7 protein-coding genes are annotated in these 7,945 nt (G+C 42.6%); 2 read left to right on the plus strand and 5 right to left on the minus strand.

Annotation, left to right across the window (positions count from 1 at the left end; genetic code table 11):
* Positions 1-3: 3 nt before the first annotated feature.
* Entirely contained in the window at positions 4-2,205 is a 2,202-nt protein-coding gene (locus P5683_RS10590) for a pentapeptide repeat-containing protein (protein ID WP_006668699.1), read from the plus strand.
* Between the two features lie 75 nt (positions 2,206-2,280).
* Here P5683_RS10590 and P5683_RS10595 read toward each other — a convergent pair whose 3' ends face one another.
* The 5 genes from P5683_RS10595 to P5683_RS10615 all read right to left on the minus strand — a co-directional run bounded on the left by P5683_RS10595 (position 2,281) and on the right by P5683_RS10615 (position 6,538).
* Positions 2,281-3,312: a GTP-binding protein gene (locus tag P5683_RS10595; protein ID WP_006624424.1), complete on the minus strand. Its 1,032-nt coding sequence runs from the start codon at positions 3,310-3,312 to the stop codon at positions 2,281-2,283.
* Between the two features lie 54 nt (positions 3,313-3,366).
* Complete coding sequence (locus P5683_RS10600; protein ID WP_006624425.1) at positions 3,367-4,071, minus strand: hypothetical protein; 705 nt, start codon at positions 4,069-4,071, stop codon at positions 3,367-3,369.
* A gap of 95 nt (positions 4,072-4,166) precedes the next feature.
* Positions 4,167-4,814 (minus strand): GTP cyclohydrolase I FolE, encoded by a 648-nt coding sequence (gene folE, locus P5683_RS10605; protein ID WP_006624427.1) that lies wholly within the window; start codon positions 4,812-4,814, stop codon positions 4,167-4,169.
* Between the two features lie 117 nt (positions 4,815-4,931).
* Positions 4,932-5,750: a metallophosphoesterase gene (locus tag P5683_RS10610; RefSeq protein WP_006624428.1), complete on the minus strand. Its 819-nt coding sequence runs from the start codon at positions 5,748-5,750 to the stop codon at positions 4,932-4,934.
* A complete protein-coding gene (locus P5683_RS10615) occupies positions 5,747-6,538 on the minus strand; it encodes a hypothetical protein (RefSeq protein ID WP_006624429.1) in 792 nt (263 codons plus the stop codon). Before P5683_RS10615 ends, P5683_RS10610 begins: the two co-directional genes overlap by 4 nt.
* Before the next feature lie 76 nt (positions 6,539-6,614).
* Here P5683_RS10615 and P5683_RS10620 point away from each other — a divergent pair, with 76 nt between their 5' ends.
* Positions 6,615-7,850: an FAD/NAD(P)-binding protein gene (locus tag P5683_RS10620; RefSeq protein WP_008052322.1), complete on the plus strand. Its 1,236-nt coding sequence runs from the start codon at positions 6,615-6,617 to the stop codon at positions 7,848-7,850.
* Positions 7,851-7,945: the final 95 nt, after the last annotated feature.

The raw sequence follows: 7,945 nt of genomic DNA on the forward strand, positions 1-7,945 counted from the left end.
TTAATGAGGCTAATTAAAATTGCCCTGTGTGTTCTGCTGTTGACTGTTTTTATGCTGCGTTCATCCCTATCTGTTCAGGCGGCAAATGGTCAACCAGAACCCACTTTATTGACCCTAGAATTGCTCCAGGAAAGGCTAAATAATCCTAGCAACATTGAGGGAGTCGCTGCTATTGATTTACAGCATCTCATTATTGATATACGCCCCGAAAATGCTGAGTTTAGGAACCAGTTTTATCGACTATTAAAAACTACTCTAAATCAGTCAACTAAACCCCTAGGATTAGACTTGAGTTATTCCCAAATTCAAGGGGATTTTAATGGGGGTAACTTGGGGGTGAGAGTTCCCCTGATTGAAGAAACTATTAAATCTGTATTTTCCCAGGAAGAAGTAGAGCAAATTAAGTCTAAATCCGCCTATTTATCAATTTTTAAATCCCCTCAATCTTTCTCAGCATCTTTGCCTAAATTAACCGTATGGCGGGGACGATTGAAATTAGAAGAAACACAATTTCAGGGAAAAGTTGATTTTCACAATATCTTTTTTCTCAAAGGGGTTGATAGTCGTTATGCAGATTTTCAGAAAACCGCTAATTGGTCTGATTGTCGGTTGAGTTTGTTGGCAAATTTTGGCGGGGCTAGTTTCCGAGAATCTGCGAATTTTCAACATAGCTATTTTATCACATCTGCACAATTTAAGCAAGCTAATTTTCAGGGATTAACCGACTTCCAAGGTAGTCATTTTAATGGGGGTAATTTTCACCAAGTGCGATTTGGTGGGGCGGCGGATTTTGACAAAACTGTTTGGGAGGAAAGCACAGATTTTAGCGATTCTTTGTGGTCAGACAGGGCGGGTTTTACTAAGTCTATATTTAATGCTTCTGTGAGTTTTAATCAGTCTCGATTTGCGGATTCTGTGGATTTTAGAGATACTCGCTTTAGTGAAAACTTGAATCTCCGAGAAGCCAGTATTGAGGGATTAATGGATTTTAGTGATGTGGGTTTTAATCATGGTAAAATGTTGAATATTGACCATTTTATGTTTGACTCTAAAGCCGCTCAAATTATGGGAGATCCGGGAATAATTGGTCAATTAATAACTGTTCCGACTCTTCAGGGAAATGAGAATTTACTGCGAAAGTTGATTAGAAATTTTCGGGAACAGGAACAAATTGTTGATGCTAATTATATCGAGTTGTTGCGGGCGAAATTACGATTAAATACTTGGTGGGGACGAATTTTTGGGGTGAATATTAACACCGCTTCCGTTTCCCGGTTGGTGGCTATTGGTTTTGAACCGCAACAGGCGGAAACTATTGTCCGAGTTAGGGAAGAACAACCTTTTCGGAATTTGGTGGAAATTCTCAGGCTGGATGGTATTAATTTGGCGACTTATATTACAGTATATAATCGCGCGATCGCTAATAGTCAAGAAGCCGCTATAGCTGATAACTATAGTAGTTGTTGGCAGCGTTTTTTGAGGCTAACTCATCTCAAATATGGGGTCGAAAAACTGTTAACTATTCTCCAATGGTTACAGTGGGAAATTTTGCTATTGCTAACTGGATATGGCACTAATTTTCCCCTAATTTTTGGGGTGGGAATAGTGGCGATCGCCTATTTTGGCTTATTGTTTTGGCTGGTAGATCGGGTCAGACGCTGGCGACCATCTCCCATTCTTCCCACCCCTTTAGAAACTACTTCTATGGTGGGAAGTTATGCTATATTTACGGCGATCGGTTTATTAGAAATTTTCTCCGCTTCTACTCAACCAGGACTTACCCTCCTCTGTTTAGGTGTGTTTCTCCTTCCTATTCCGGGTCTAATTTTAGGGATTATTTATCGGCGCGGACGCTATCATAATTTATTGAATACCTCCTATTTAACAGAAGATGGTAGCCTGCGACAGTTACGATTAATGATTGGTCGTCTTCCCATAATGCCGCGTTATCCTCTCTTCCGTGAAAGGTATTTACCGATTTTATGGGATCGGCGTTGGAATTGGTTAAATTACTATGATTTCAGTTTGAATAATTTGCTAAAATTTGGCTTTAATGACCTGCGAATGCGCGATGAATTTGTCCCCGGTTTAATCACCACTTTGGTTTGGTATCAGTGGAGTTTGGGAGTCCTCTATTTGATTCTGCTATTATGGACCCTTTCTCGCACCATCCCCGGATTAAACCTATTAATCTATTTAAAATAATTATCTGCTAGGGGGGGTTATACTCTCAGTGATTAATTCCATTAATCTGACTCAACCCCCCCTCACCTGGTTAGGTCAGACTAAACAACTATTTAACTGCTGCTTAATTTCCTCGCTGTTGAGATGACGACCAATAAAAACTACCTGGTTTTTAGATTGTCTCAAAGTTTCCCCTAGTTGAATATCATACCGGGGACCGCTAAGTTGAAAAATGTAGGGTGTTTCACTCTCACTAAACCAGAGAATCCCTTTAGCGCGAAATACTCCAGTTGGCATTTTTTCAGTTAAAAATTGCTCGAATTTGTTGACATCAAAAGGGCGATCGCTTTCAAACGCAATAGACACAAAACCATCATTGGCTAAATGATCAGAATGGTGATGATGATGATGGTGGTCGTGGTCGTGGTCGTGGTCGTGGTCGTGGTCGTGGTCGTGGTCGTCGTGGTCTTGATACTCTTCAGTAGGCGTTAAACCCACATCCAAAATTAACGGTAATGGAACCCTACCATATTCACTTCTAATAATTCTTGCACCCCGTTTAACGGTGGAAATATAAGCCTCCAATTCTTGCAGCTTCTCAGCAGTCGCCAAGTCAGTTTTATTCAAGATAATCATATCACTGTAGGAGATTTGTTTTAAAGCCGCTTCACTGTCAAAGTGATCTGGGGTAAAACTTTCCGAGTCCACCACACCAATCACAGAATCCAGGTTAGTTAAATCTCTTAATTCCGTACCTAAAAACGTTAAAATAATCGGGAGAGGGTCAGCCACCCCTGTAGTTTCAATTACCATATAATCAATGCGATCGCTTCTTTCCAAAACCCGATAAACCGCATCAACTAACCCCTCGTTAATCGTGCAGCAAATGCAACCATTGCTCAACTCTACCATATCATCATCAGTGGAGACGAGCAACTGAGAATCAATATTAATATCCCCAAATTCATTAACCAAAACCGCAATTTTCAAATTCTGTTTATTTTCCAAAATTTGATTAAGTAAAGTGGTTTTACCACTCCCCAAAAAACCCGTAATAATTGTCACAGGCATTCCCCGCTTCGGCAAATCTGGAATCAAAGCCGATGATGATTGTGTGGCTCCGGTCATAATCTTAAATTACTCCTAGTAAATCCTCAATTAAATTATATAGTAATCCCCCAATTAATCATAGTCAACTTTGCAAAATGTAACCTGATTAGAATAGGGATTATATAAAGTATAGGTAGCCGTACCCCAATGGCGACCCACCGCACCGACTCCAATCACTTTTTTATTTTTCAATTCCACAGTTTGGGAAGGTTGTTGTTCATCCAAAGTTAGAACAGTAGAAGCCAGGGAACCCGCCGCCAATTCATACTCAAAAACCTGACCAGACCGACCACAAAACAACTGATTTGCGCCAACCCTTTGCAAGCGATCCAACATTTTCCAAGCCGGGGTATCCACGGTCAGTTCATCACTGGCCCCTACACTACTTCCATGAATTAACAAACAGTCCAATTCTAAAAAGCCAAAATTCTGTTCTCGCAGCCATTCAACGGTTTTCCGAGAAACCGATTTCCACAATAACTTAACCGTATCTCCCCCATATTTTTTCAACAATTCATCACCCTGTACATTCGTCCCAAAACCATACAAATTAAAACACTGTTCCTCCCACCAACCCAGACAGACTTGGGGTTCAATTTCTCCTGACTCAGCGGCATTTCTGACCATCTCAACCAGCAATTCACTGTTAGGATTTGGACCGACCAAATCTCCCAAAATATAAAACTGTTCAATCTCAACTCGGCGTTTAATGATATCCTTAACCACTTCTTGATAAGCCACCAAATTGCCTTCAATACCGCTTAAAATAGCCCACATAACCATAACTTAAAAGTAAAATAAGGTGTTGAGTTAGGCGCAAACCCAACCCAACTATTGCGATCGCCAAACGGCGAGGATAAAATCCCCACAAACTAGCTAAAATTCGGGGTATGGCGAATCAAAGACATAAACTCTTGGCGAGTTTTGGCATCCTCAGAAAACACCCCCCGCACCGCACTGGTAGAAGTCCAAGAACCCACCTTTTGTACACCGCGCATGACCATACACATATGGCTGGCTTCCACGACAACAGCGACCCCTTTCGGCTTGAGTAAACCCTGTAAAGCATCGGCAATTTGAGCAGTCAATCTTTCTTGAACCTGTAACCTTCTAGCATACATTTCACAGATACGAGCCACCTTAGATAATCCGATAACTTTACCATCAGGAATATAAGCGACATGAGCGCGACCTAAGATAGGTAAAATATGGTGTTCACAAGAACTAAAGATATCGATATCTCGCACCAAAACCATCTCATCAGTATTCTCATGAAATACCGCACCATTTAGCAGTTCATCCAGAGACTGATGATAACCAGAGGTCAAAAACTTTAAGGCTTTAACCACCCGTTTAGGGGTATCCTTCAAACCTTCCCGGTCGGGATTTTCTCCAAGTCCCAGTAACAAAGTCCGCACCGCTTGACGCATTTCTTCCTCAGAAACTAAAGGTGCTGTTTCGGTGGTCAAATTGGGTAAATTGCCATTGATACTGGCTTGAAGTTCCTGGGCTAAAGTCATGTTTTTAAGTGAAAGTAAACTACAATTGGCGGGCTTAATCTGCCCGAAAAATTGGGCAAAGTGATAATTTTATTATAGCAGATATTTACCAAAATTGCCAGGTTTTGGGAAACTTATTTAACGTTGACAAACATGGGTCGGATCATCAGCTTTTTCGGCATATTCCAAACCCTGAGATAAACGCCAAGCAAAAATAGGCGGTAACCCCTTCTCAATAATGGCGGCACAAGTTTTGCGATAATCATACTCAACCTCTCGGAGAGTAACCTGTTGGGTATCGGTATCATAAATCACATAGGTAGCATTAGGGCGACCGTGGCGAGGTTCTCCGACAGAACCGACATTAATCACCCGTTTTAAGGGAGTCTGAAAACTGCAATCTTGTGGATTTTCACCCCCACCCATTTGGCGAATTTTCACCTGTAGTTGACCCGCTTCTAAGTGGCGCACGTATGGAACATGGGTATGTCCACAAAAAAGGACATCCGCATCAGTAGACAAAACTCTTTCTAACACGGTAAAAGCATCCATATTCGGCATCAAATACTCATGGTTGCTATGGGGGGAACCATGAACAAAACAGAGATTATCCTTCTTTAAACTCAAAGGTAATTGAGCCAAAAATTCCCTGGTTTCTGGGTAGACATTATCATTAGTCCACTCATGAGCCAAGCGCCCCCTTTGTTCCGCCAATAGGGATGGATAACTACATTCACAAGCATTTAATCCCTCGACAATATCTTCATCCCAACATCCTTGAACAGTGGGAATATCTAGGGAGCGAATTTGCTCAACTACGGCATGAGGAAAAGGACCATAACCGACCAAATCTCCCAAACAATAAATTTGGTCAGCTTTTTGTTTATCGATATCCAACAAAACTGTATCCAGGGCTTCATAATTACCATGGATACAAGACATGACGGCTATTTTCATACTAAAACCTCGGTTTCTCTCGCTAAGGAATCATGCTGCATTTGTTGCTGATAATAGTGTATATGAGATTCTGGTAAACAGCAATCTTTGAGAGTTTGTGATATTCCCTGTTTATCTAATCCTTGTCCGACAATTTCAAAGCCACTAAATCGCTCAGGTCTCCCGGAAGTGTGGATAGGTAAATCCAGGGCGACAAACTCCCGATTAGCTGTCCCAAAGACGAAATCTCCATAAATTGACTCACCGCTAACAATATCAAAAATTCCCTTAGCTCTAATTACCTGACCGTATGCTCCATGAATGAGTTCAAACCAAAACACGGTCAAACTCGCCCAATCGATAATTTCGCCGGATAGTAACCCTTGATGAATTTGCACATCATCAGATATACTCTCCCACAATTCTTGGCTGGGGGCTGCCGCTGAATTTCCGTTAATTATTTGGTCTGACCACTGTTCAAACTCGGAATTTTGCGGGGTGGCAGGTAGCACAGCAATCCGTTGACAATCGAGGTTATTTAAAAGGGGTTCAAAGTTGGATAATTCCAAATAACAAGGTAATTCAATATAAACATTAACCCCGGATTCAATTAAAGTTAATAGTTCGGCTTCTTGACCACGAGATAGGATGTGCAGATGGGGAAATTCTGTGGCTAAACAGGTTTTATCAATGCACACGCCATTAATCTCTGGGGCGAAATAGCACTGTGGTTGGGGGTTTTGGGCTATCTGTTCTCGAATCCAGTAGGTTTTCCCAGCACCGGGGGGACCTGCGATCGCAAAAATCATGGTTTAACAAGAATGAGAATCATTATCAGACTAAGATAACACACATAACACAGGATTCGAGAAAATTCCGAAAAATATGTTCGATCGCCCTTTACCGAGTTTGATTGACCTAGCGATTGTGGGAGCAGGTCCCCAAGCCCTGACGTTAGTTACCCATATATTGCAGAAACGCCAAAAATTCAGGAACCGATTTATGGTCTTAGACCCCAGTGGGACTTGGTTAGAACAATGGCGACATCAATTTAAGGCGCAGGAAATCCCCCATTTGCGATCGCCAGCAGTACATCACCCCGACCCCGACCCCTATAGCCTCAGACGATTTGCTGAGAATAGGTCGATGGAATTGTTCCCCCCCTACGACCTACCAGGAACCGAGCTATTTGAGGATTTCTGTGGTGAGGTAGTGAAAAAATGGGAGTTAACAGACCGGGTATATCCGGGAAAAGTCAGCCAAGTGTTACCGATTCAATGGTCCCAAAAGCCCAGATTTCAGATAGTTTTAACTGATGGTAGTTCCTTAATTGCGCGGCGGGTAGTATTAGCAACGGGGGCGGCGGTTCCCAATATTCCCCAGTGGGTAGAAGAAATTAGGACCCCCTATCCTCCCAGTAGCCTTTGTCATTCTCAACAGGTTGATTTGCGGTTAATTAAGGATTTGTCTGGAGAAGATATTGTAATTGTGGGAGGGGGTTTAACCAGCGGTCATTTGGCTATGGGGGCGCTAAAACGAGGCGCTATGGTGACATTAGTAGTGCGGCGACAGTTGCGCGAGAGGTTATTTGATGCGGAACCTGGTTGGTTAGGACCCAAATATTTAAAGGGTTTTGAAGGGGAGGACTGTTGGTATGGTCGTTGGGAGATGATTAAACAGGCTCGTGATGGGGGTTCGGTGACTCCCGCGCTGATGTTACAGTTAAGACGGGCGGCGCGTCAGGGGAAATTGAGGATTTTAGAAAATACTGAGATTCTGGGGGCGGTTTGGAAGGATGAACAGTGGCGAGTGAGGCTGAATGGGGAAGTTTCACTAATGTTTAATCGGATTTGGTTGGCTACGGGAACTCAATTTAATGGACACCAAGATAATTTACTGACTGATGTGCTACGAATTTATCGGACGGAGATGATTAATGGTTTACCTGTCCTAGATGAAAATTTGCGGATTCCTGGATCTCAATGTTTTATAATGGGGGGATTAGCGGCTTTGATTGTGGGTCCTGTGGCTAGGAATTTATCGGGGGGAAGAATGGCAAGCGATCGCCTAGTTAAAGCGATTATTAAGCCTAATACCATGCTTCCTTTAGGGATTTCCTAAGCCAAAAAGCGGAGGATTTGCGGATGAATGGGGCGGAAAGTCAGCACCCCCGGCTGAAGCACGGGGGCTTCGTGCCCCCGCTTTCAGGTAGCTGA

Origin of the sequence: Limnospira sp. PMC 1279.21 (genome assembly GCF_032349615.1) — a bacterium.
Taxonomy (GTDB): Bacteria; Cyanobacteriota; Cyanobacteriia; order Cyanobacteriales; family Microcoleaceae; genus Limnospira; species Limnospira fusiformis.

Bases quoted from the DNA above. Each gene is read 5' to 3' on its own strand.
- P5683_RS10590 (WP_006668699.1), top strand. From the start codon at position 4: ATGAGGCTAATTAAAATTGCCCTGTGTGTTCTGCTGTTGACTGTTTTT.
- P5683_RS10595 (WP_006624424.1), bottom strand. From the start codon at position 3,312: ATGACCGGAGCCACACAATCATCATCGGCTTTGATTCCAGATTTGCCG.
- P5683_RS10600 (WP_006624425.1), bottom strand. From the start codon at position 4,071: ATGTGGGCTATTTTAAGCGGTATTGAAGGCAATTTGGTGGCTTATCAA.
- folE (WP_006624427.1), bottom strand. From the start codon at position 4,814: ATGACTTTAGCCCAGGAACTTCAAGCCAGTATCAATGGCAATTTACCC.
- P5683_RS10610 (WP_006624428.1), bottom strand. From the start codon at position 5,750: ATGAAAATAGCCGTCATGTCTTGTATCCATGGTAATTATGAAGCCCTG.
- P5683_RS10615 (WP_006624429.1), bottom strand. From the start codon at position 6,538: ATGATTTTTGCGATCGCAGGTCCCCCCGGTGCTGGGAAAACCTACTGG.
- P5683_RS10620 (WP_008052322.1), top strand. From the start codon at position 6,615: ATGTTCGATCGCCCTTTACCGAGTTTGATTGACCTAGCGATTGTGGGA.